The organism is Yersinia sp. KBS0713, from assembly GCF_005937895.2.
In the GTDB taxonomy this organism is placed as follows: domain Bacteria; phylum Pseudomonadota; class Gammaproteobacteria; order Enterobacterales; family Enterobacteriaceae; genus Yersinia; species Yersinia bercovieri.
On record NZ_CP042173.1, the window covers coordinates 1,696,560 to 1,720,173 of the forward strand.

Sequence of the window (23,614 nt, forward strand, 5' to 3'; positions counted from 1 at the left end):
GAATAAATAAAGGCCCCACAAAGGTGGAGCCTTTTAGTCTAATCTATTTTAGTTAGAACTTATATTGACTGAGTGAATGTACGTGTAATTACATCTTGCTGCTGTTCTTTAGTCAGCGAGTTAAAACGAACAGCGTAACCTGATACACGGATAGTCAACTGCGGATATTTTTCCGGGTTTTCCATCGCATCTAACAGCATTTCACGGTTCATGACGTTCACGTTCAGGTGTTGACCACCTTCGATGGACGCTTCGTGATGGAAGTAACCATCCATCAGACCCGCCAGGTTAGCTTTACGCACTTCGTCGTCTTTACCCAGTGCGTTTGGCACGATAGAGAAGGTGTAAGAGATACCATCTTTAGCGTAAGCAAACGGCAGTTTGGCCACTGAGGTCAGGGAGGCAACCGCACCTTTCTGATCACGGCCATGCATTGGGTTAGCACCAGGACCGAATGGAGCACCGGCGCGGCGGCCATCTGGAGTGTTACCGGTTTTCTTACCATAAACCACGTTAGAGGTAATGGTCAGCACGGATTGAGTTGCAACCGCACCACGGTAAGTACGCAGCTTCTGAATTTTCTTCATGAAGCGCTCAACCAGATCACATGCGATGTCATCAACGCGTGAGTCGTTGTTACCAAACTGTGGATATTCGCCTTCGATATTGAAGTCGATAGCCAAGCCATCAGCATCACGAATGGTGCTTACTTTGGCATATTTGATAGCAGAGAGGGAGTCAGCAGCAACAGACAGACCTGCAATACCACACGCCATAGTGCGATAAACATCACGGTCATGCAGTGCCATCAATGCAGCTTCATAGCTGTATTTGTCGTGCATGTAGTGAATGATGTTCAGCGAGGTAACGTATTGTTTAGCCAGCCAATCCATAAAGTGATCCATGCGTTCCATGACTTTGTCATAGTCCAGCACTTCATCCATCATTGGCGCTTCTTTCGGGCCAACTTGGATCTTCATTTTTTCGTCAACGCCGCCGTTGATTGCGTACAACATGGTTTTCGCCAGGTTAGCACGGGCACCGAAGAACTGCATTTGCTTACCGACAATCATCGGGCTAACACAACAAGCGATAGCATAGTCATCGTTGTTGAAGTCAGGGCGCATCAGATCATCATTTTCATACTGTACAGATGAAGTATCGATAGAGACTTTAGCTGCGTATTTTTTGAAGTTCAGTGGCAGTTTTTCAGACCACAGAATGGTCATGTTCGGCTCTGGAGACGGCCCCATGGTGTACAGGGTGTTCAAGAAGCGGAAGCTGGTTTTGGTCACCAGAGTACGGCCATCAACGCCCATACCTGCCAGTGATTCAGTGGCCCAAATTGGGTCACCAGAGAACAGCTCATCATACTCAGGGGTACGCAGGAAGCGAACCATACGCAGTTTCATAACCAAATGGTCAATCAATTCTTGCGCTTCGATTTCAGTCAGTTTGCCCGCTTTCATGTCACGTTCGATGTAAACGTCAAGGAAAGTAGAAACACGACCGAAGGACATTGCAGCACCGTTTTGCGATTTAACCGCAGCCAGGTAGCCGAAGTAAGTCCACTGTACTGCTTCTTTAGCGTTAGTCGCTGGACCTGAGATATCGCAACCATATTTAGCTGCCATCTCTTTGATCTGAGCCAGAGCACGATGCTGTTCAGCAATCTCTTCGCGCAGCTGGATAGTCATCTCCAGGTCTTTACCGTTCTCCAGATCATCTTGCAAAGAGTTGAACTGAGCCAGTTTGTCTTTCATCAGGTAGTCGATACCGTAAACGGCTACACGACGGTAGTCACCAATGATACGGCCACGGCCATAGGCATCGGGTAAACCGGTCAGTACACCTGATTTACGGCAGTTCAGGATATCTTTGGTGTAGACGTCAAACACACCTTGGTTGTGCGTTTTGCGGTAATCGGTGAAGACTTTTTTCAGTTGCGGGTCAAGTTCACGACCGTAAACTTTGCAAGAGCCTTCTACCATTTTGATGCCGCCGAATGGGATCAGGGCACGTTTTAATGGTTTTTCAGTCTGCAAACCAACGATGGTTTCCAGATCTTTGTTGATATAGCCAGCATCATGAGAGGTGATGGTCGCCACAACGTCGGTATCGAAATCAACTGGCGCATGAGTGCGGTTTTCCAGTTTGATGCCTTCCATGACTTGCGCCCACAGCTTGTCGGTCGCTTCGGTAGAGCCGGCAAGGAAGGATTCGTCGCCTTCATAAGGGGTGTAGTTCTTCTGGATGAAGTCACGAACGTTTACTTCGTTCTGCCAGTCACCCTGGGTAAAGCCTTGCCATGCTTTGGCCAATTTTTCATTAAGTTCGGTCATAATGCATCTACCTTTTAATGTGAATTTCTTCGAAAACCGTGTGCGGCCACACTTAGTGTTGCTGGTCACCGCGCAGATAAATTACCCAGTAAGTCAAACCAACCAACAAACCGCCACCAATGATGTTGCCGATGGTGACTGGAATCAGGTTATCAATAACAAAGTGACTTACAGTTAGGTTAGCAAATTGCTCTGGTGCTGCTCCTATGGATTGCCAAAACTCAGGCGTCGCGAAGTTTTTAATCACGATACCCATAGGAATCATAAACATATTGGCGATGCTATGCTCAAAGCCGCTGGCAACAAACATGCCCACCGGTAAGATCATCGCGAACATTTTGTCCATTATGGTACGGCCGGAGTAACTCATCCAAACCGCCAGGCAAACCATTAAGTTAGCCAAAATCCCCAAACAGACTGCTTCAATAAAAGTATGGTGTAGTTTGTGGTCAGCTGTTTGCAGGACATTCAGCCCCCATTGACCATTTGCCACAGTATATTGGCCGGCGAACCAGATAAGCGCGACGAAGAACAGTGCTCCGCACAAGTTCCCAATATAGACATTAACCCAGTTACAGCCAAGTTGACGCCAGGTAATACGGCCACTGGCTTTGGCGACAGTGGTTAATACAGTAGAGGTGAAAAGGTCACCACCACACACCACCACTAACATTAGCCCCAAGGAGAAACAAATACCACCAACCAACTTGGCAAAGCCGAAAGGCACGCCCGCAGTACCGGTAGTTGCTGTGATATAAAAAACAAACGCAATTGAAATAAACACACCAGCAGTAATCGCTAAATAAAAAGTTTTCAGCGGATGCTTGGTGGCTTTATAGACACCGGCATCTTCAGCTACTTTAGCCATTGCCGCAGGTAATAATGCATCGAAGGGGTTGTCAGCTTTCACACTAACTCTCTTTTTAGGGTTAATAAAGCACAACGAGATACTAGCAAAGCAGTATAGCGTGAAAATTGATATGGATCATATTGCGCGAGTTTAGTTAGGGCTAAATCATTACAAATTGTACGCTTAATAAGGTTAACTTTATGATTTTAAACATAAAAAAATATTTTAAGTTTTACAAATAATTTTGATTGGACTGTTTTGAAGCCGTTGAGAAGGTTAACTAAAAGCGGTATTTGTAGCTGTTTTTATTATTATCGATCATGAAAAATTAACTATTTATTCACCTCTCTGCCTACTTTATCTCGCTGGCAAATAATGTTTGTTTAATAGTGCTGTTTTTCCACATAAGCGGCGTCAGAAAATAACGTTTTTTTATGACAAAAACAATTGTTGGAGTTCAGTGATGGCTATTTATTTTCGTTAGGAATAATTGCAGTAATAAATAGGCGAGGATCTCGAAGATAACCTCTCCCGCAGATGGCTAATTGATCCACGGGAGAGGGTAAAGAGCTTACTCGCCTTTAGCCCAGTAGCGGCGTTTAGCGGCTTGTAACTTGGCATAAGCACCGAGCAGCGCCTGATGTGCAGGTAATGCTTTCAGATCTTCATCGACACTAAACAGGCCGTTGAAGCGCTCCTCACCCGCTAATGCCGCAGAAGCAGCCTCTACCGCTTCCTGGCCATACATCTTCACAAATGCGCTGTGGTACTGCATCGGTTCACGATCAGGCTCTTGAGTCAGCAGCAGCAAGGTTTGCAGACAACGGTAATAGTTGGCCTGTTTTGCCGTAAAGACCGAAGAGTTAAAATCTTGCGTCCACTCCAGCCAAATTAGCCCTTGCTCCAGATCGCCGCCCGCTAATGCCAGCATGGATTTCAGTTCACCCACCCGCAAGGTATACCAGCCGTTATCTTTACCGGTGGCGATACCCAGCAGTTCGCGCACACGGGCGAAGTCGTCCAGCCCCTCATCATCAAGTTGTTGGATCAGTTCCAGATACTGCGCGGGTTGCCAATCACTGTCTGGCAGGGCCAGTAAGGTGTCACGCAGATGCACGCCCATGGTGTTGTTCGCCATCAGCAGGTCTTCGGCAGGGTAAATATCAGACATTCCCGGCACCAGAATGCGGCAGGCGTAAACACCTAAATGTTCGTAGTCAGCAATGTACACTTCAGCATCTTCTTGATTGAAGATGGCCATCAAGGTGGCGAACTCCTCTTCCGTGCTGCCTTTAAAGCTCCAGTCGACAAACGGATAGTCGGCATCCTCTTTAAACATATCCCAGCTGATTAAGCCGCTTGAATCGATAAAGTGAGTTTCTAGGTTGGTATGCTCAGCCACCTCTTCATCATCAAAGGTCGGTGCTGTAAAGACATCCAGATCTTTCAGGCTACGGCCCTGCAATAGCTCAGTCACTGTACGTTCCAGTGCAACACCAAAGTCTGGGTGGGCGCCGAAGGAAGCAAAACAGGTGCCATTTGATGGGTTAAACAGCACCACACAGATAACCGGGTACGCGCCACCTAAAGAAGCATCGTAAGAGAGGATCGGGAAACCCTCCTCTTCCAGTTTGGCGATAGCTTCCACCACCCCCGGATAGCGATTTAACACCTCAGTCGGGATCTCTGGCAAGCTAATGGATTCCGCGATAATGCGGTTTTTTACATAGCGCTCAAAGACTTCCGACAGCGCCTGCACGCGGGCTTCGTTGGCGGTATTACCCGCAGACATGCCGTTTGAAACATACAGGTTGCCGATAATATTCATCGGAATATAGACGGTTTCTAAATCTGACTGGCGGGTGAATGGCAGCGAGCAGATACCGCGTTTGGCATTACCTGACTGCAAATCCACCAGATCACTGGCGACCAACTCCTGTTCAGGGTCGTAAAACGCCAGCAGGCGCTCATCCAGAATACCTTCCGGCAGCAGATCATCCTCAGGGATCGGGAACCACTTTTCATTCGGATAATGAACGAAATCGCCCTCGGCAATGGCTCTGCCCAGATAGAAATCCGCGAAGAAATAGTTGGTGGATAAGCGCTCGAAATATTCACCCAAGGCCGAAGCCAGTGCCGCTTTCTTGCTGGCACCTTTGCCATTGGTAAAGCACAGCGGGCAGTCGCGGTCGCGGATATGTACCGACCAAACGTGAGGAACCGGGTTGAGCCAAGAGGCTTCTTCGATATTAAAGCCGAGGTCACTCAGTTTTTGCTGAAAACGGGAGATGGAGTCTTCCAGCGCGGCATCTTTGCCGGGAATAAAGGTTTGGGTCATTGTCGTCACTTTTTGGCGGTACTAAAAACGCGCGATCATACGGGGTTTTAGTTAATAGCTCCATGTATTCCTAAAGTACAGCAATTGTCACAGTTTTGATGTGGATATTCCGGATAATTCGCTAGCTTATAAATAAATGGAGTCATAAATATGGAATCTATAAAGCTAACGGTACTAGCTGGGATCTTAGCCGGGATCAGCGGTTCGGCCTTTGCGCTACCCAATATTACCTTATTGGCAACCGGGGGAACTATCGCGGGTGGCGGTGATTCAGCCACCAAATCTAACTATACTGCGGGAAAACTGGGGGTCGACGCCTTGGTGAACGCGGTTCCTGAAATGAAAAAACTCGCTAATATTCAGGGCGAGCAAGTGGTAAATATCGGTTCTCAGGATATGAATGATGAAGTCTGGCTAAAGTTGGCGAAAAAAATTAATGCCGATTGTGCCAAAACAGATGGATTCGTGATCACCCATGGCACTGATACATTGGAAGAAACCGCCTATTTCCTTGATTTAACAGTGAAATGCGATAAACCCGTGGTCATGGTTGGCGCAATGCGGCCAGCCACCGCTCTGGGGGCAGATGGCCCGCTGAATCTTTACAATGCAGTGGTGGTTGCCAGTGACGCCAATTCCGCCAAACGTGGCGTGCTGGTGGCGATGAATGACCAGGTGCTCGCGGGCCGTGATGTGATGAAAACCAATACCACCTCGGTACAGACCTTCCAGTCGCCGAATAGCGGATCCCTAGGTTATGTCTATGATGGAAAAGTAAATTATCTGCATCAACCTGCGCCAAGACAACCGGCTTTCGATATCAGCAAGCTGGAGACATTACCGAAAGTTGGCATTATTTATAACTACGCCAATGCGTCTGATGTTCCGGCTAAAGCACTGATTGCCGATGGCTACCAAGGCATTGTTAGCGCCGGTGTTGGCAATGGTAATCTTTATCACACGGTGTTCGATACACTGGCAACAGCGGCTCATAATGGTGTGGCTGTTGTGCGCTCATCCCGTGTGCCGACCGGCTCGACCACCGAAGATGCAGAAGTTGACGATACCAAATATGGTTTTGTTGCCTCTGGCTCTCTGAATCCGCAAAAAGCCCGCGTGTTGCTGCAATTGGCATTAACCCAAACGCAAAAACCGCAAGAGATCCAAAAGCTATTCCACGCCTATTGATCGGGCAATCTTCGACGGAGGCTTCGGCCTCCGTATCATTAAAGCAGCACAGTTTCTCCCTCTCAGGCGAATAACCATTGCAGCAGGCGGACTCGAATGATAAAACCGAGTCAGGATAATGTTGGCAATCTCAGTAGAGTGTGGTGAGGGGAAATGACACAAGTTTATAATTTTAGCGCAGGTCCGGCGATGCTACCGGTTGAGGTTTTACGTCGTGCGGAACAAGAGTTACGTAACTGGCATGGTCTTGGAACGTCGGTGATGGAGATCAGCCACCGCAGTAAAGAATTTATGCAGGTAGCTGAAGAAGCAGAAAAAGATCTGCGCGATCTGATGCAAATTCCGGCTAATTATAAAGTGTTATTCTGCCACGGTGGTGCGCGGGCGCAGTTTGCAGCCGTGCCATTGAACCTGCTCGGCGACAGTAAAAGCGCTGATTATATTGACGGCGGCTACTGGGCACACAGTGCAGTTAAAGAAGCACAGAAATACTGCACACCTAATGTTATTGATGTGACGACCCACGATAACGGTGTGACGGGTATTCAGCCGATGAAACAGTGGAAGTTGAGTGATAATGCTGCCTATGTGCATTACTGCCCGAATGAGACCATTGATGGCCTGGCGATTAATGAAGAGCCTGATTTCGGCAATAAAGTGGTGGTTGCCGACTACTCCTCATCCATTCTCTCTCGCCCGATTGATATCAGCCGCTATGGCGTGATTTATGCGGGTGCACAGAAAAATATTGGTCCAGCGGGCCTGACCGTGGTTATCGTACGTGACGATTTGTTAGGTAAAGCGCGTACTGAGTTGCCATCGATCCTTGATTATAAAGTGCTGGCTGAAAACGACTCTATGTTCAATACCCCGCCAACCTTCGCCTGGTATCTCTCCGGCCTGGTCTTTAAGTGGCTGAAAGAGCAGGGTGGTTTGGGGGCAATGGAAAAACGTAATCAGGCCAAAGCCGAATTACTCTATAGCGCTATCGACAGCACCGGTTTCTACCGCAATCAGGTGGCGAAAGCTAACCGCTCTTGGATGAATGTGCCGTTCCAAATGGCTGATGGGTCATTGGACAAACTGTTCTTGAGTGAGGCTGAAGCGCAAGGCTTGCAAGCTTTGAAAGGGCACCGCGTGGCCGGCGGGATGCGCGCTTCGATCTATAACGCGATGCCAATCGAAGGCGTTAAAGCATTAACAGATTTTATGGCTGACTTTGAACGCCGCCATGGTTGATGGCTGACGGCTCAGGGCCGATATCAACCTGAGCTGACATCACCCATTTACTTATAACGCATTAATTTATAATAATTTAATTTGCTATGACAACAGCTCCGCCCTATGCGGGGCTGTTGCCCATTGAAGACTGGAGAGTACTTTTCCCATGCTGGAATCCCTGACGTTACAACCCATCGCCCTGATTAATGGCACCGTTAATTTACCCGGTTCTAAAAGTGTTTCTAACCGTGCACTGCTTCTGGCCGCGCTGGCCGAAGGGACTACCCAGCTGAATAACCTGTTAGACAGTGATGATATTCGCCATATGCTCAATGCGTTACAGGCGCTGGGGGTGAATGTCCGTCTCTCCGCTGATCGTACCCGCTGTGAAGTTGATGGTGTTGGCGGTAAGTTAGCAGCAGAGAGCCCATTGGAGCTCTTCTTGGGGAATGCGGGAACGGCAATGCGGCCATTGGCAGCCGCCCTGTGCTTGGGTGATAGCGATATTGTGTTAACCGGCGAACCGCGTATGAAAGAGCGGCCAATTGGTCATCTGGTGGATGCATTGCGCCAGGGGGGCGCACAGATTGATTATCTGGAGCAAGAAAACTACCCACCGCTGCGCTTACGTGGCGGCTTCCGTGGCGGCAACCTGACGGTTGATGGCAGTGTCTCCAGCCAATTTCTGACGGCATTGCTCATGGCGGCCCCGCTGGCTGAACAGGACACCGAAATTCAGATTCAGGGGGAGCTGGTTTCCAAGCCCTATATCGATATTACCCTGCATCTGATGAACGCCTTTGGTGTGGATGTCAAGCATGATAATTACCAGATCTTCCATATCAAGGGGGGCCAGAGCTATCGCACTCCAGGGGCCTATTTGGTTGAAGGTGATGCCTCTTCAGCCTCCTATTTCTTAGCCGCCGCTGCGATTAAGGGTGGCACAGTGCGTGTCACAGGTATCGGCAAAAAAAGTGTGCAGGGCGACATCCGGTTTGCTGATGTGCTGGAAAAAATGGGCGCAAAAGTGACTTGGGGCGACGATTACATTGAGTGCAGCCGTGGCGAATTACGCGGCATTGATATGGATATGAACCACATTCCTGATGCGGCAATGACCATTGCGACGACAGCACTATTTGCTGATGGCCCGACAGTCATTCGTAATATCTATAACTGGCGGGTAAAAGAGACAGACCGCTTATCGGCTATGGCAACTGAGCTAAGAAAAGTGGGGGCGCAAGTCGAAGAGGGCGAAGACTATATTCGCGTCGTCCCCCCTGCGCAGTTAATCACCGCAGAAATCGGAACCTATAATGACCACCGCATGGCGATGTGTTTCTCACTGGTGGCGCTATCCGCTATCCCAATAACCATCCTTGACCCTAAATGCACCGCGAAGACCTTCCCTGACTACTTCGAGCAGTTAGCCCGATTGAGTCAGACATCCTGATCATTATTTTTATGATCATAATATTATGATGGGTGCTGCGTGATCTATCAGCATAAAATGGGCGCCCCTAGGTGCCCACTCTTTAGTCGATAACAGACTGTTTTATTACCTGTCATCACTTATCTCTTTAGCGAATCAATAAAAAATAAATATTTTTTCTGGTTATCTTTCCCATCTCTTCTACACTCCTGCCACTGCCATGGTCTTATTTTCAGCAACTGAACCTCGGTGGGGTAACAGTTCACATCGATGCGGCGTATAATGTTGCTCCTGTGTTTGCCCGATGGGGTAGACAAGAGGTTTTGCCTACCGAAAGGAGAGAGAAATGACGGTGACAGCCCCGGTGATAACCGTTGATGGACCAAGTGGTGCAGGAAAAGGTACGCTTTGCAAAGCATTGGCTGAATCGTTGGGCTGGCGTTTGCTAGATTCTGGTGCGATCTACCGAGTTTTGGCTTTGGCGGCACTGCATCATCAGGTTGATATCAGCACCGAAGAGGCATTGGTACCACTTGCCGCACATCTCGATGTTCGTTTTGTCTCACAGAATGGGCAGTTAAAAGTGATTTTAGAAGGTGAGGATGTCAGTAATGAGATCCGCACCGAAACTGTGGGTAACACCGCATCCCAAGCTGCTGCTTTTCCACGTGTTCGTGAGGCATTATTGCGCCGACAACGGGCATTTCGTGAAGCGCCAGGCCTGATTGCCGATGGCCGAGATATGGGTACTGTGGTCTTTCCTGATGCGCCGGTAAAAATATTTCTTGATGCAAGTTCGCAAGAACGTGCGCACCGACGTATGCTACAGTTGCAGGAAAAGGGGTTTAATGTTAACTTTGAACGTCTTTTAGCCGAGATACAGGAGCGAGACTCTCGCGATCGTAATCGGTCTATTGCACCTTTAGTCCCTGCGGCGGATGCGTTGGTACTGGATTCAACCAGTATGTCAATCGAGCAGGTGATCGAACAGGCGCTGGCTTATGCCCAACGAATTCTAGCATTGCCGTTAAAAAAATGACGTCAATGCGGTCAGTTCTGAGCTCTCAACGATTTATTTTTTAATTAAAATTATTTTTGATGAGCACTTTAACCTTACTGCAAGGATATGTGGCGAGGCATGTGAAACAACCCCATCCGGCGGGATGCTAGATGGACGTTAACCTTAAGAATCCTGAAGATTATAAACATGACAGAATCTTTTGCTCAACTCTTTGAAGAATCCCTGAAAACAATTGAAACACGTCCGGGCTCTATCGTCCGTGGTGTTGTTGTTTCTATCGATAAAGATATCGTACTGGTTGACGCCGGTCTGAAATCTGAGTCAGCAATTCCAGCAGAACAGTTCAAGAACGCGCAAGGCGAACTGGAAATTCAAGTCGGCGACGAAGTTGACGTTGCACTGGACGCTGTTGAAGACGGCTTCGGTGAAACTCTGCTGTCCCGTGAGAAAGCTAAGCGTCACGAAGCATGGCTGATGCTGGAAAAGGCTTACGAAGAAGCTGCAACCGTTACTGGTGTGATCAACGGCAAAGTGAAGGGCGGCTTTACAGTCGAACTGAACGGTATCCGTGCGTTCCTGCCTGGTTCACTGGTTGATGTGCGTCCAGTTCGCGATACTCTGCATCTGGAAGGCAAAGAGCTTGAGTTCAAAGTCATCAAGCTGGATCAGAAACGCAACAACGTCGTTGTTTCTCGTCGTGCAGTTATCGAATCTGAGAACAGCGCTGAGCGCGATCAATTGCTGGAAAACCTGCAAGAAGGCATGGAAGTCAAAGGTATCGTTAAGAACCTGACTGACTACGGCGCATTCGTTGATCTGGGTGGCGTTGATGGCTTGCTGCACATTACTGACATGGCTTGGAAACGTGTTAAACACCCAAGCGAAATTGTCAATGTGGGCGACGAAATCACTGTTAAAGTTCTGAAATTCGACCGCGAACGTACTCGTGTATCCCTTGGCTTGAAACAGCTGGGCGAAGATCCATGGGTTGCTATCGCTAAACGTTACCCAGAAAGCACTAAGCTGACTGGCCGTGTAACTAACCTGACTGATTACGGCTGCTTCGTAGAGATCGAAGAGGGCGTTGAAGGTCTGGTACACGTTTCAGAAATGGATTGGACCAACAAAAACATTCACCCGTCTAAAGTTGTTAACGTTGGCGACGTAGTGGAAGTTATGGTTCTGGACATCGATGAAGAGCGTCGTCGTATTTCTCTGGGCCTGAAACAGTGCAAATCTAACCCATGGCAGCTGTTTGCAGAAACCCACAACAAAAACGACCGCGTTGAAGGTAAAATCAAGTCTATCACTGACTTCGGTATCTTCATCGGCCTGGACGGCGGCATCGACGGCCTGGTTCACCTGTCTGACATCTCCTGGAACGTTGCAGGCGAAGAAGCAGTTCGTGAATACAAGAAAGGCGACGAAATCGCAGCTGTTGTTCTGCAAGTTGACGCAGAACGCGAGCGTATCTCCCTGGGCGTAAAACAACTAGCAGAAGACCCGTTCAATAACTACCTGTCTGTTAACAAGAAAGGTGCTATTGTTACTGGTAAAGTAACTGCAGTTGACGCTAAAGGTGCTACAGTTGAATTGGCTGGCGGCGTAGAAGGTTATCTGCGTGCTTCCGAAGCAACTCGCGACCGCGTTGAAGATGCAACGCTGGTTCTGAACGTAGGTGATGAAGTTGAAGCCAAATATACTGGCGTTGACCGCAAAAACCGCGTAATCAGCCTGTCTGTTCGTGCTAAAGACGAAGCTGATGAGAAAGATGCTATTGCTACAGTTAACAACAAGCCAGAAGAAGGCAACTTCTCTAGCGCAATGGCAGAAGCGTTCAAAGCTGCAAAAGGCGAGTAATAACGGGGGGCGGTTTCTCCGCCCCTATACGGTAGTTTAGCTGCAAAGCTTGGAGGTAATATGACCAAGTCTGAACTTATTGAAAGACTTGCTGGCCAGCAATCTCATGTACCGGCTAAGGCCGTTGAGGATGCAGTGAAAGAGATGCTTGAACATATGGCTGGAACACTAGCTGAAGGTGAGCGCATTGAGATCCGAGGATTTGGCAGTTTTTCTCTTCACTACCGTGCTCCGCGTGTTGGCCGTAATCCAAAGACTGGCGCTAAAGTTGAGTTGGAAGGTAAGTACGTTCCACACTTTAAGCCAGGTAAAGAATTGCGTGATCGCGCTAATATCTACGGTTAAGTTGTTTACGACTTACCGCGTTATTATGTGTGCCCAAAGAACGTGGAGTTGTCGCTAACAAGCTGCAACTTCATGTTTTAAGGTATACACGCTGATAAGAAACGGTGCCTCTCGCGGCACCGTTTTTCTTTTTTATCCCTCAATGCTGTTGTCCGTCATATCCGGCCTTCTCGATAAATAAATCACTTCTTTTTTAGATACATCCCGCATTTCCTCCACTGTTTTTGCAACAGGGTAAAAGAGTTAGCGAACTGGCTCTGAACTCCTGCATTTTGTACTGGCAGCATGGTTCATCAACATAGAAAATCCACTTATTCCCTGTGAAATGAACGGATGGCATGAGGCTATCTGGTAGGCGACAATGGACGGTTTATTATTACTTTATCAATCGATCAGGCGGCAGCGGCTGTAGTTGTCGGGTTATTACCCCTTATCTTTCTACCTCAGTTGCCCGGAGCCAATATTATTGGCGCGGTGTTGATGTTAGGCGTGCTACTCGGGTTAATCCGCAATAGCTATTGCCAATTTTTGGCATTAGTCATGATCAGTTTTATATGGGGGAGTTGGCACGGAAATAGGGTGCTGGCACAAATTGGAGCATTAACTCAGGGCGAGCAGCAAATAGTCGCAACAATAAATAGTTCGCGTCTTGCATGGGGCGAAGATAAAAAAGTCCTATTAGGCATTCAACAAGTTAATGGACAACGAGTCTTTCCCCCTATCGCGGTCGTCGTACATGGGGTAAATGCACTTGAGCATCATTGTGCTGGACAACAATGGTCGTTGAGCTTGCGAATGCGGGCTGTTCACAGCTTATTAAATGAAGGTGGCTTTGACAGCCAACGATGGGCGATGGCAAACCGCCATCCATTGCAAGGACGTATCATTAAAGCTGAGTTACTTGATGGGCGTTGCAGTCTGCGCCAGCAGGTCATCAGCGTCATTGAACAGCAACTAGCGCCCTATGATCAGCGGCAGATATTACTGGCGCTGGCTTTTGGTGAAAGGAAGCAGTTGGATAGACCACAATGGGCGCTGTTGCGTGATACAGGGACAGCACACCTGATGGCGATTTCAGGGCTGCACATTGCTTTGGCGGCTCTATTCGGAGGAGTACTGGCACGGGCAGTACAACTCTTATTACCCGCCAGATGGGTTGGGCCACTGTTTCCGCTGATAATTGGTTGGCTGGCGGCAATGATATATGTTTGGCTGGCAGGGGCAAATCCACCAGCAGTCAGGGCTGCCATAGCATTAACTCTGTGGCTGTTGCTCCGGCTATTTGGTATTTCGTGCAGCACATGGCAAGTATGGTTATGGGGGCTGGCGCTAATTTTACTGAGCGAGCCACTCGCCATACTCTCAGACAGTTTGTGGCTCTCCTGTCTGGCGGTATTCAGCTTACTATGTTGGTATCACTGGGTGCCCATTTCCGCTCGCTTTCGGGTGGGGTGGGCTGGGGTGGTTATCCGGTGTTTCCATTTGCAATTCGGCATGATGCTGTTGTTGATGCCACTGCAAATTAGTTTGTTTCATGGTGTCAGCTTATTTTCGATACCAGCAAATTTATGGTCAGTACCACTTATTTCTTTGCTTACTGTACCTTGCGTGTTGCTGGCACTGGCATTCACGCTGCTTCCAACCACGGCTGGCGTATTTTGGTTTATGGCCGATATGTCACTTACCGTGGTTCTCTTACCGCTCAATCAACTGAAAGCGGGGTGGTTGCATACCGGGGCCACATCAGTTGCACTTGGCTATGGTGGCTGGTTAGCCATACTCATCTGGCGTTTTCAATGGTGGCGAAGCTATCCCATTGGGATCATGGTGTTATGTGTCAATTTGGTACTATTCAGTCATAGGCGCGATGAATATCACTGGCGCGTTGATATGCTGGATATTGGGCATGGTCTGGCAATGGTTATTGAGCGTGAGGGGAAAGCGATTATCTTTGACACGGGTAATCGCTGGAGTACGGGCAGCATGGCTGCTGTAGTGGTTCTTCCTTATTTGCGATGGCGCGGCATTACTGTTGAGCAGATTATTCTAAGTCATGACCATCAGGATCATACCGGGGGGCTTGCTGAGATTCAGGCCATTTTTCCACAGGTGAGTGTTCGTGCACCATTTCCCGTCGCCGGTATTGTAAATAGTTTGCCATGTAAACAAGGGGTTACTTGGCAGTGGCAAGGTTTAGATTTTGAGGTTTTGTGGCCTAAAACAGAGGTGATTAATGCCCAAAATGATGATTCATGTGTTATTCGCATTGATGATGGTAAACACAGCTTGTTATTGACCGGTGATCTTGAGACTCAGGGAGAACGGCACTTGATCAAACATTTCCGCACTAAATTAGCTGCAACAGTGCTGCAAGTCCCTCACCACGGCAGTAATACCTCTTCGACAGCGCCTTTTCTGCGGGCAGTAAAACCCGAATTGGCATTTGCTTCTGCCGCGCGCTATAACCAATGGCAGCTACCAACGAAAAAAGTGATTAAGCGCTATCAAAAAAATAACATTATTTGGCGAGAAACATCAGTATCCGGCCAGATAAGTGTTTATTTTTACAGTGATAATTGGCAAGTTAAAAGTTATCGCGAACAATTAATGCCACGTTGGTATCACCAGCGGTTTGGTGTTGGAGGCCATAATGAGTAGAATAGGCCGCTATTTCTTCTGGTGCTGGTATTTGCATGATGAATGATAAAGATCTATCCACTTGGCAGACATTTCGTCGCCTCTGGCCAACGATCACTCCTTATAAGACCGGACTTGTTGTTGCGGCGATAGCATTAATCCTAAATGCCGCCAGTGATACCTTTATGTTGTCGTTGCTGAAACCATTGCTAGACGATGGGTTCGGTCATGCGGATAGCTCAATTTTAAAATGGATGCCATTGGCTGTCATCGGTTTGATGGTTGTTCGTGGGGTAACCGGTTTTATTTCTAGCTACTGTATCTCATGGGTATCGGGCAAAGTGGTGATGCATATTCGCCGCCGATTGTTCAGCCACATGATGGGGATGCCGGTCTCCTTTTTTGACCAGCAATCGACCGGTACACTGTTATCGCGTATTACCTATGACTCCGAGCAGGTAGCGGCATCATCTTCCAGTGCATTGGTGACAGTGGTGCGGGAAGGGGCTTCTATCATCGGTTTGTTCATCATGATGTTTTATTATAGCTGGCAGTTGTCAGTAATTTTAATCGTCATTGCGCCGATTGTTTCAATCTCTATCCGATTGGTTTCTAAGCGTTTTCGTAATATCAGTAAAAATATGCAAAGTACCATGGGTGAAGTGACCACTAGTGCTGAGCAAATGCTGAAAGGGCACAAAGAGGTGTTGATCTTTGGTGGCCAGAAAGTTGAAACCGAACGTTTCGATACCGTCAGTAACCGTATGCGCCAGCAGGGAATGAAACTGGTTTCTGCCTCTTCCATTTCTGATCCGATTATTCAGCTAATTGCCTCTTTTGCCTTGGCATTCGTGCTCTATGCAGCAAGTTTCCCTAGCGTGATGGAAACCCTGACCGCCGGTACTATCACTGTCGTATTCTCTGCAATGATTGCTCTGATGCGTCCATTGAAATCACTTACCAATGTGAATGCACAGTTCCAGCGTGGTATGGCTGCTTGCCAAACGCTATTCACCATTTTGGATATGGAGCAGGAAAAAGACGAGGGTAAACTGGAAGTTGAACGTGCTAAAGGCGAAATCGAATTCCAGCATGTGACCTTCTGCTATCCAGGCAAAGATACCCCAGCACTGAATGATATCAATATGCACATTGAAGCGGGCAAAACCGTGGCATTGGTAGGGCGTTCAGGCTCAGGTAAGTCGACCATCGCCAATTTGCTAACCCGTTTTTATGATGTTAGTGACGGTAGTATTTTGTTGGATGGACACGATCTGCGTGATTACCGACTCGGGGCTTTACGCAACCAAGTTGCGTTAGTCTCGCAAAACGTTCATCTATTCAATGACACAGTAGCGAACAATATTGCTTACGCCCGTGATGATCAGTACAGTCGCGCTGAAATCGAAGAAGCTGCTCGTATGGCGTATGCCATGGACTTTATTAATAAAATGGAGCATGGCCTGGACACTGTTATTGGTGAAAACGGCGTAATGCTTTCCGGGGGCCAGCGTCAGCGAATTGCCATTGCCCGAGCCTTACTACGCGACTGCCCAATCTTGATTCTGGATGAAGCCACTTCGGCGCTGGATACTGAGTCTGAGCGGGCAATTCAGGCCGCCTTGGACGAGCTACAGAAAAATCGCACCTCACTGATTATTGCTCATCGCCTATCAACGATTGAAAAAGCGGATGAAATATTGGTTATTGAAGATGGGCGCATCGTAGAGCGTGGTGTACATGCAGAATTGTTGGCGAAGCAAGGTGCTTATGCCCAACTTAACCGTATGCAGTTCGGCCAATGATTGAGCGTATCTGGTCAGGAGACTCCTGGCTCTATTTGCTGCTGTTACCGCTCTCTTGGTTATACGGCGCAATCAGCTGGATTATCCGGGCCAGTTACCGCTTGGGACTGCGAACCTCCTGGCGCTCGCCAGTTCCGGTTATCATTGTGGGTAACCTGACTGCGGGGGGCAATGGCAAGACGCCTGTCGTCATCTGGCTGGTGGAGCAGTTACAACTGCGGGGCTACCGTGTTGGGGTAGTCTCTCGTGGTTATGGTGGCAAGTCCGCCGTGTATCCGTTAGTGCTGACTAATGAAAGCACCACGGCGCAGGCTGGTGATGAACCGGTGTTGATTTATCAACGCACTGGTGCGCCAGTGGCGGTTGCGCCAAAACGTGCTGAAGCAATCCAGGCGCTACTGCAATCCCATACACTGGACTTTATCATCACCGATGATGGTTTACAGCACTATGCACTACAGCGCGATGTTGAACTGGTAGTCATTGATGGTGTGCGCCGTTTTGGCAACGGCTGGTGGTTACCCGCAGGCCCGATGCGCGAGCGGGCAGGGCGATTGCACTCCGTGGATGCGGTTATCACTAATGGTGGTGTCGCCGCAGCGGGAGAGATCCCAATGCAATTGGTCGCTCGGGAGGCGGTCAATCTGGTGACCGGGGAGCGTCAACCGGCACGGCAGTTACAGCATGTCACTGCTATGGCCGGTATTGGTCATCCTCCGCGTTTTTTTGCCACATTGAGTCTGCTAGGGATTGAGCCTGAAAATGAGTATGCTTTTGCCGACCATCAGGATTATTCATTGGCGCAACTTAGCCCACTGACCACTGGCCCACAAATTTTACTGATGACCGAAAAAGATTCCGTCAAATGCCGGACTTTCGCTCAGCCTAATTGGTGGTACTTGCCAGTAGATGCCCTGTTGCCAGCCGATCAGGCTGAATCATTGTTGCTGAAAATAGAGGCATTATCGCAACATGCAAAATAGCCCAAGGTAATAGCCCAAGGTTATATATTCAACTGGGTGAGCTTCAGGGCTGTTGCACATGCCCTAAGTGAGCGCTGCTGAGTCTCTTCGTACAGTTGTAATTCATTCATCACCGCTATACCCAAATCACGCTGGAAGTTTTGTTGGCTGGAGTGTTCGGCAAAATGACTCTGCCCTTTATCCCCTAAATTCGACTGAAAAATACCGGCAGCACTGACTGGCAGAAAATCCTCATAGACCAAAGGTTCATATTGGATGATCTCGGCGTCAATTAGCTGATCTAGCGTCAACGATTGTATTGATTCAGTCGATACGCTACGGCTTTTCTCTGTGGGGAAATAGCGGAAGAAGGCGAGCTTCTCGGCACGCATCGCCTGATAATTATCAGGAAACTGACTAAATTGCTCGCTAAGAATCGCCATGTACTGCGCGGCATTTTTTTCATTCGCGGGAACCTGCAATTGATCCTGTGCGGCTTGAAGCAAACGGTCATATAGACTGCGGCCCTTGGCTGTCAAGGCGGCCCCGCGTTGCTCTATCTCGCCAAACCGGGCGGTGTGATGCCCTGGAATGAGTTGCCCATCGGTGGAGACAAACGCGATTTTCTCCTCCAGCGCTTTAAAACTGGTTTGCCGTAGCAGTATTGGGCAGTTGCGTGGCGGAGGGCCTTCAATCACCGCTTTGGGGGTAATATTATGCTGAGGCATCGCCAATTGTACGGCGTCAATATCCAAGGTTCGTGGGGTCAGGTGGTTAATATGTGGCCCTTTGAAAGCCACCACATCGGCAATCAGCCGATGCTGGTCATGCAGTTGCTGATAGACTTCAGCACTAACCGTTGCTTGATTATGCCAGCGGAATGTCTCGAGTGATTGAGTGATAAAATCATCGGCCTCGCCACTGGTCAGCCCGCCTGCGGTTTCAGACTGAATAATCAGCTCGATAGCTCGCGAGGTAAAAATTGACCTTTTTGCCAAAATATCGGCAGCTTGTTGCCGCAACTCAGGTTGCTCAATCAACTCCAAACGCAGTAATGACGTAAAAATTCTGAACGGACAGGTTTGTAGCGAAGCTTCATGTACCGCACGGAAGGCTGTCGAGTGCACCGGCACACCCGCAGGAGCCAGATCATAATAGCCGACAGCTTGCATGCCCATCACAGCAAAAAGGCGGCGTAGCATCGCAAGTTCAGTAGCAGTTCCTACGCGAATAGCGCCGTGCCGCTCCATGCTAAGCCGCTCAATCTCTCCTGTTTGGTGCAACTGACGCGCCAGTGTAGGCTGCTGATTTATCGTCTGTTTATTGGTATCGGCAACCAGCTGTAATAAGGTGCCGTAAAGTGGGACTTCGGCCTGATACATATCCGACATGGCGCGGGAGAATCTGGCGCGGATCTCATCGGGATGGATAAATGACGGGTGGCTCATAATCAGGTCGCTCCTTCTTGCCTATCGGGGCCGTCATCGCCAGATAATGGTGTCTGCGGCGCTCGTATGTTCAGTTTTTATTTTAGGTTGATATCGATAAATTAGCTGGTAAGCAGCGGAGAATATTGGTTTTTTATGCGTAGCATCTCATTCATGCTGCGATTTAATGCATACCCCCGGATAAAATTGTTGCATAGTGTATTATATTGTGAGTTAATAGTAGTTGGCCTGTGATACAGACCTATTTATGTGTAAACCTGTACGAGAGTAAAGCAGAGCAGTTCCTCCCAAGACGTTATCTTGCGATACCGCTTCAAAGGCGAATCTTCTAGTATCTCCGATAGTAACTCCCATAAGTAATGTTTATAAACAGCCCCACTACTATTTATTCCCACTAGCGAGTTTCCAATAGCGCTAAGTGCCTTATGGCAGATAAAGCTGCGTGGGTGGTAGTTACAGATATTGGTGCTCTGTCATTCAGAACAGTAATGTTTGGACTATTTTGGAAAATAATCATGCCTCTGTGCTAATTATTTATCTGGATAGCAAAATTTTAAGACCCGTACTTATGCGGGTTTTTTCATACAATCAAGCTCATAGAGGTTTAATCAGAAAACTTTAGGATGGGCAACTGCATCTAAACAATAAATAAAAATGAGTTGTTAGGATGCCCAGTAAAAGGAAATTTATTATGACGTTAAAAATGGGTCGCGTGAAATGGTTCAATCAGTCTGAAGGTTACGGCTTCATTTCACCACACGATGGTGGTTTGGATGTGTATGTGAGTAAGACAGCCATTGCCAACACCAAAAACAGATCACTGAGTGAAGGGCAGGACGTGGAATTCTCTACTTATCGTAGTATTCATGGACCGTCAGCAGCAGATGTGATCGCTTTCTAAGCAAACGGCTACCCAAGGGTAGCCGTTAGTTTTTTTGCCTCTATTCAACCAACACACTGATTGCCGGGCGATTTTGCAGGTGCTTCTATTTGTATTTTTGCAGCTTAGTTGCTGAAGTTAGCAAACAGCGCAATGATTTTATGGAATACTTTCATTTCTTTCTCGATAGATACAATTGTGTGATTTAGGTCACAAATTTTACTCCTCGCCATTCAACATATCAATAACAAAACCAACATTCATCACCCCTGGCTAGGGCGTGTGTTTACTTATCCTGATGCTAATTAACATAACTGTTTGTTATTAATCGTTGATATGCATGACGGTGCCGACGCAGTTAACCTGCATCCGCAGATATGGTATCCTCGACCACTTTCCTGCTGGCTAAACTCCACTCTGGGGGATGTATGGATCATCGTTTACTCGAAATCGTTGCCTGTCCGGTCTGCAACGGCAAGTTGTACTTCAATAAAGAGAATCTTGAACTGGTATGTAAGGCTGACAATCTGGCCTACCCGGTGCGCGATGGCATTCCGGTATTGTTGGAGAACGAAGCCCGCCCACTGTCAATTGATGAGAAGCACGCATGAGTTTCATTGCTATAATTCCCGCCCGTTATGCTTCAACCCGTCTTCCCGGTAAGCCGTTGGCTGATATTGCTGGCAAACCGATGGTCGTCCATGTGATGGAGCGCGCGCTGGCATCCGGTGCTTCTCGGGTGATTGTGGCAACCGATCATCCGGAAGTGGTTAAAGCCGTTGAAGCCGTGGGGGGAGAGGTGTGTCTGACCCGCACAGATCATCAATCAGGTACCGAGCGATTAGCGGAAGTCATTGAGCGTTATGGCTTTGCGGATGATGACATTATCGTCAATGTGCAGGGTGATGAACCCCTGATACCACCGGTCATTATTCGTCAGGTAGCTGATAACCTGGCAGCATGCAGTGCTGGTATGGCAACACTGGCAGTGCCCATTGAAAGCAGCGAAGAAGCATTTAACCCTAATGCCGTCAAAGTGGTGATGGATGCTCAAGGTTATGCGCTCTATTTCTCCCGTGCCGCTATTCCGTGGGAAAGAGAGCGTTTTGCGCAATCAAAAGAGAGCATCGGCGACTGCTTCTTGCGCCATATTGGTATCTACGCCTATCGTGCCGGTTTTATCCGCCGTTATGTTAACTGGGCACCGAGTAAACTCGAGCAAATCGAACTGTTAGAGCAACTGCGTGTGCTGTGGTATGGCGAGAAAATCCACGTGGCGGTCGCCAAATCCGTACCTGCGGTAGGGGTTGATACCCAAGAAGATTTAGATAGAGTTCGGGCGATTATGCTCAACCAGTAGCAGCGGCTAAAGCGCTTAAGCCAGACTCAATGGGGTCTGGCTTTTTTAATGGGGGCTACCCTGCATTGCGCTATTTTATGTTTATTGTGGATATTATTTGATCTGCATTCTGGAAATCTCCTGCCCACCATCCCATTATGAATCATCAATTTTGGCAGATAATTGGATAGAGCCTTATGGAACAGCTGAAAGCTGAATTGAGTGTCGTGCTTGGGGAGTCAGTTACCCGCCTTGAACGCATCAGCGAGCAGCCCTATGCCCATCTGTATGCAATCTATAATCAGCAGGGGCAGGCTATCCCATTATTGGCGAAAAGCTATGTTTGTCAGGGGATTGCCCAGCAAGAGGCCTATAAGTTGTCCATGCTGGCGCGGGAGGGGGACATCCGCTTGCCGACGGTGTACGGCTTAGTTATGACCCATCAATCGCCCTATAAAGAAATTCTGCTGATGGAACGTCTACGTGGCGTTTCGGTAGAAGCACCGACGCGGACCGGCGACCGCTGGAGTGCCTTGATGGATCAAATCGTTGAAGGTGTGTTGGCGTGGCATCGGATTGATAGCCATGGCTGTGTCGGCAATGTAGATAGCACGCAGGAAAATGATTGGTTTAGTTGGTATCAGCAGCGAGTTGAAGTGCTGTGGGCCAGTTTGTCGAATATGAACTCGCCGCTAATGACGTTAGAGGACCGCGCGATACTTTATCGTGCCAGAGCCTCATTGAAGTCACTTTTTGCCGATTTTGACGACAGCTCGGTACTGGTTCACGGCAATCTTACGCTGCGCAGTATGCTCAAAGATGCGCGTAGTGACCAGTTGTTGGCGATGCTCAACCCAGGCCCGATGTTGTGGGCGCCACGTGAATATGACTTATTCCGCCTTAGCGAAGAGGGTATGCCGAGCCAACTTCTCTACCGCTACCTCAGTAAAGCCCCCGTCTCTGAATCCTTCGTTGCCCGCCGTTGGCTCTATACGCTTTGGGAACTCGTCTCGCGCTTTATTCATACCGGCAGTTTAGATCGCGCTTTATTTGATAACGCAGCGCGACAACTTTTACCTTGGCTAAATTAGCGATCTTGGGCGCTGCTGCTATTTTCATCACTCTTATGGCCACTTAATTTTTGCCACATTAGCCCCATTGTCTCATACCAGGCGCGCTCGCTATGACCCAAATAGGCTGCCGCTGGAATAGTGCGTTCCCAGCTATGCAGTGGCGTGGTAATGGCCAACTGATTAGCCGGAGCGGGGATAGGGTGCAATCCAATGGCGGTAAAGAACTTAATTGCACGTGGTAGATGGCTCGCTGAGGTCACCAGTAAAAACGGTTTATCCCCCACCAAAGTCGCCACCGCCGCCGCCTCTTCGACAGTATCTTTCGGTTGTTCTAACGTCACAATATCTGCCGCCGGGACACCTAAACTTTCTGCCACCTGTGCTGCGGTCTTCGCGCTGCTCTGATTGTTGGGGGTACTGGCGCCAGTAAACACCATTTTTGCATTAGGATGGGCGCGATAAAGCCTGACTCCCTCAGTGACTCTTGGCAAACTATTTGCGAATAAATTGGCACTGGGTGGCCAATTCGGATTAAACGTGTAGCCGCCACCAAGGACAACAATGTAATCTACCGGGTCGTTTCCCTGATAAGTGGCGTACTGTTTTTCCAGTGGTAATAGCAGGCGATCCGCGACAGGTTGTAGGCTAATAAGCAATAATAGCAGCCAACTCAATGTAAAAAGTGTTTTGCCACTTTTCTGCCAGCGAGTAAACCACAATAAGATTAATGCCAGTCCCATAACCAGAAGTAGAAAAGGCAGTGGCATTAATAAGCCGCCAACAAATTTTTTTAAGGTGAAAAGCATAAAAATAGGGACCTTTTGACTGAAAAAACGGCATTTGATGAGGATTACCGGTCAAGAAGATTTATTC

At 48.4% G+C, this 23,614-nt stretch carries 18 protein-coding genes; 13 read left to right on the top strand and 5 right to left on the bottom strand.

Annotation, left to right across the window (positions count from 1 at the left end; all coding sequences use genetic code 11):
- Window positions 1-59 precede the first annotated feature (59 nt).
- The 3 genes from pflB to ycaO form a co-directional block, all read right to left on the bottom strand.
- The gene (gene pflB, locus FFE93_RS08000; RefSeq protein WP_005275094.1) at window positions 60-2,342 is read right to left on the bottom strand and encodes a formate C-acetyltransferase; all 2,283 of its coding nucleotides are present in this window, start codon (window positions 2,340-2,342) and stop codon (window positions 60-62) included.
- A gap of 52 nt (window positions 2,343-2,394) precedes the next feature.
- Window positions 2,395-3,252 (bottom strand): formate transporter FocA, encoded by an 858-nt coding sequence (gene focA / locus FFE93_RS08005; RefSeq protein ID WP_005275097.1) that lies wholly within the window; start codon window positions 3,250-3,252, stop codon window positions 2,395-2,397.
- Between the two features lie 511 nt (window positions 3,253-3,763).
- Window positions 3,764-5,530, bottom strand: a complete 1,767-nt coding sequence (gene ycaO, locus FFE93_RS08010; RefSeq protein WP_099460418.1) for a 30S ribosomal protein S12 methylthiotransferase accessory factor YcaO — start codon at window positions 5,528-5,530, stop codon at window positions 3,764-3,766.
- A gap of 150 nt (window positions 5,531-5,680) precedes the next feature.
- Between ycaO and ansB the strand changes: the two genes are divergently transcribed.
- The 9 genes from ansB (at window position 5,681) to lpxK (ending at window position 18,022) form a co-directional block, all read left to right on the top strand.
- Complete coding sequence (ansB, locus tag FFE93_RS08015) at window positions 5,681-6,718, top strand: L-asparaginase 2 (protein WP_005275106.1); 1,038 nt, start codon at window positions 5,681-5,683, stop codon at window positions 6,716-6,718.
- Window positions 6,719-6,871: 153 nt separating this feature from the next.
- On the top strand, window positions 6,872-7,957 hold the full coding sequence (gene serC, locus FFE93_RS08020) for a 3-phosphoserine/phosphohydroxythreonine transaminase (RefSeq protein WP_005275109.1): 1,086 nt from the start codon (window positions 6,872-6,874) through the stop codon (window positions 7,955-7,957).
- A gap of 148 nt (window positions 7,958-8,105) precedes the next feature.
- Complete coding sequence (aroA, locus tag FFE93_RS08025) at window positions 8,106-9,392, top strand: 3-phosphoshikimate 1-carboxyvinyltransferase (protein ID WP_138775017.1); 1,287 nt, start codon at window positions 8,106-8,108, stop codon at window positions 9,390-9,392.
- Between the two features lie 325 nt (window positions 9,393-9,717).
- Window positions 9,718-10,410: a (d)CMP kinase gene (gene cmk, locus FFE93_RS08030; RefSeq protein ID WP_005275113.1), complete on the top strand. Its 693-nt coding sequence runs from the start codon at window positions 9,718-9,720 to the stop codon at window positions 10,408-10,410.
- A gap of 168 nt (window positions 10,411-10,578) precedes the next feature.
- Window positions 10,579-12,252 (top strand): 30S ribosomal protein S1, encoded by a 1,674-nt coding sequence (rpsA, locus tag FFE93_RS08035; RefSeq protein WP_004391091.1) that lies wholly within the window; start codon window positions 10,579-10,581, stop codon window positions 12,250-12,252.
- Window positions 12,253-12,312: 60 nt separating this feature from the next.
- Entirely contained in the window at window positions 12,313-12,597 is a 285-nt protein-coding gene (gene ihfB, locus FFE93_RS08040) for an integration host factor subunit beta (protein WP_005184672.1), read from the top strand.
- Between the two features lie 372 nt (window positions 12,598-12,969).
- Complete coding sequence (locus FFE93_RS08045) at window positions 12,970-15,255, top strand: ComEC family protein (protein WP_032898066.1); 2,286 nt, start codon at window positions 12,970-12,972, stop codon at window positions 15,253-15,255.
- A gap of 35 nt (window positions 15,256-15,290) precedes the next feature.
- On the top strand, window positions 15,291-17,039 hold the full coding sequence (gene msbA, locus FFE93_RS08050; RefSeq protein ID WP_005275123.1) for a lipid A ABC transporter ATP-binding protein/permease MsbA: 1,749 nt from the start codon (window positions 15,291-15,293) through the stop codon (window positions 17,037-17,039).
- Window positions 17,036-18,022: a tetraacyldisaccharide 4'-kinase gene (lpxK, locus tag FFE93_RS08055; RefSeq protein ID WP_057646906.1), complete on the top strand. Its 987-nt coding sequence runs from the start codon at window positions 17,036-17,038 to the stop codon at window positions 18,020-18,022. The genes msbA and lpxK overlap by 4 nt, the downstream gene beginning before the upstream one ends.
- A gap of 20 nt (window positions 18,023-18,042) precedes the next feature.
- On the opposite strand, the gene FFE93_RS08060 is transcribed toward lpxK, so the two are convergent.
- The gene (locus tag FFE93_RS08060; protein WP_138775018.1) at window positions 18,043-19,449 is read right to left on the bottom strand and encodes a VOC family protein; all 1,407 of its coding nucleotides are present in this window, start codon (window positions 19,447-19,449) and stop codon (window positions 18,043-18,045) included.
- A gap of 691 nt (window positions 19,450-20,140) precedes the next feature.
- Between FFE93_RS08060 and FFE93_RS08070 the strand changes: the two genes are divergently transcribed.
- The 4 genes from FFE93_RS08070 to FFE93_RS08085 all read left to right on the top strand — a co-directional run bounded on the left by FFE93_RS08070 (window position 20,141) and on the right by FFE93_RS08085 (window position 22,759).
- The gene (locus FFE93_RS08070) at window positions 20,141-20,350 is read left to right on the top strand and encodes a cold-shock protein (RefSeq protein ID WP_032898068.1); all 210 of its coding nucleotides are present in this window, start codon (window positions 20,141-20,143) and stop codon (window positions 20,348-20,350) included.
- Window positions 20,351-20,757: 407 nt separating this feature from the next.
- Window positions 20,758-20,940 (top strand): Trm112 family protein, encoded by a 183-nt coding sequence (locus FFE93_RS08075; RefSeq protein ID WP_004700032.1) that lies wholly within the window; start codon window positions 20,758-20,760, stop codon window positions 20,938-20,940.
- Window positions 20,937-21,689 carry a 3-deoxy-manno-octulosonate cytidylyltransferase gene (gene kdsB / locus FFE93_RS08080; RefSeq protein WP_138775020.1) on the top strand — a complete coding sequence of 251 codons (753 nt, stop codon included), beginning with the start codon at window positions 20,937-20,939 and terminating at the stop codon, window positions 21,687-21,689. The genes FFE93_RS08075 and kdsB overlap by 4 nt, the downstream gene beginning before the upstream one ends.
- Before the next feature lie 176 nt (window positions 21,690-21,865).
- Entirely contained in the window at window positions 21,866-22,759 is an 894-nt protein-coding gene (locus FFE93_RS08085) for a YcbJ family phosphotransferase (protein ID WP_049601410.1), read from the top strand.
- Here the strand turns inward: FFE93_RS08085 and elyC are convergent.
- Complete coding sequence (gene elyC, locus FFE93_RS08090) at window positions 22,756-23,547, bottom strand: envelope biogenesis factor ElyC (protein WP_005278317.1); 792 nt, start codon at window positions 23,545-23,547, stop codon at window positions 22,756-22,758. The two genes, FFE93_RS08085 and elyC, sit on opposite strands and share 4 nt — an antisense overlap.
- Window positions 23,548-23,614 lie beyond the last annotated feature (67 nt).

Excerpts from the sequence above, each read along its gene's own strand:
- msbA (WP_005275123.1), top strand. The coding sequence starts at position 15,291 with ATGATGAATGATAAAGATCTATCCACTTGGCAGACATTTCGTCGCCTC.
- lpxK (WP_057646906.1), top strand. The coding sequence starts at position 17,036 with ATGATTGAGCGTATCTGGTCAGGAGACTCCTGGCTCTATTTGCTGCTG.
- FFE93_RS08060 (WP_138775018.1), bottom strand. The coding sequence starts at position 19,449 with ATGAGCCACCCGTCATTTATCCATCCCGATGAGATCCGCGCCAGATTC.
- kdsB (WP_138775020.1), top strand. The coding sequence starts at position 20,937 with ATGAGTTTCATTGCTATAATTCCCGCCCGTTATGCTTCAACCCGTCTT.
- rpsA (WP_004391091.1), top strand. The coding sequence starts at position 10,579 with ATGACAGAATCTTTTGCTCAACTCTTTGAAGAATCCCTGAAAACAATT.
- ansB (WP_005275106.1), top strand. The coding sequence starts at position 5,681 with ATGGAATCTATAAAGCTAACGGTACTAGCTGGGATCTTAGCCGGGATC.
- serC (WP_005275109.1), top strand. The coding sequence starts at position 6,872 with ATGACACAAGTTTATAATTTTAGCGCAGGTCCGGCGATGCTACCGGTT.
- elyC (WP_005278317.1), bottom strand. The coding sequence starts at position 23,547 with ATGCTTTTCACCTTAAAAAAATTTGTTGGCGGCTTATTAATGCCACTG.
- aroA (WP_138775017.1), top strand. The coding sequence starts at position 8,106 with ATGCTGGAATCCCTGACGTTACAACCCATCGCCCTGATTAATGGCACC.
- ihfB (WP_005184672.1), top strand. The coding sequence starts at position 12,313 with ATGACCAAGTCTGAACTTATTGAAAGACTTGCTGGCCAGCAATCTCAT.
- cmk (WP_005275113.1), top strand. The coding sequence starts at position 9,718 with ATGACGGTGACAGCCCCGGTGATAACCGTTGATGGACCAAGTGGTGCA.
- FFE93_RS08075 (WP_004700032.1), top strand. The coding sequence starts at position 20,758 with ATGGATCATCGTTTACTCGAAATCGTTGCCTGTCCGGTCTGCAACGGC.
- FFE93_RS08085 (WP_049601410.1), top strand. The coding sequence starts at position 21,866 with ATGGAACAGCTGAAAGCTGAATTGAGTGTCGTGCTTGGGGAGTCAGTT.
- ycaO (WP_099460418.1), bottom strand. The coding sequence starts at position 5,530 with ATGACCCAAACCTTTATTCCCGGCAAAGATGCCGCGCTGGAAGACTCC.
- pflB (WP_005275094.1), bottom strand. The coding sequence starts at position 2,342 with ATGACCGAACTTAATGAAAAATTGGCCAAAGCATGGCAAGGCTTTACC.
- FFE93_RS08070 (WP_032898068.1), top strand. The coding sequence starts at position 20,141 with ATGACGTTAAAAATGGGTCGCGTGAAATGGTTCAATCAGTCTGAAGGT.